At 47.1% G+C, this 293-nt stretch carries 1 pseudogene; it reads right to left on the reverse strand.

Annotated features, from left to right (window positions below):
• Positions 1 to 293, reverse strand: a pseudogene (locus ACWP87_RS13865) (phage tail protein); the annotation flags it as partial.

The following is a 293-nucleotide window of genomic DNA, read 5'->3' on the forward strand; positions in this document are numbered from 1 at the left end:
GTCCACCTTCAATAGGAGCATGAGTGAAAGGCACGTTTATTGTTGGAGAATTAATTTCTGCGCTGTCAATCTCAATTGATTGCAACTTTTTGATATTCAACACTGCTTGCTGAATGCTCTGATCGACCCATTTTGAGCCGTCATAATACTGCAAGGCAGTTGCGTCATTGTAACTCGTGCCGTGCCACCAAGTATCGCCTTTTTTCGGGCTTGCTGGGGCCGACAATTGTACATATGGATAAGGCACATCCTTGCTTCCGGGAACCCCTTGTGGACCTTGTGGTCCCTGTGGA

It is taken from the genome of Lacticaseibacillus sp. 22 (assembly GCF_055413445.1).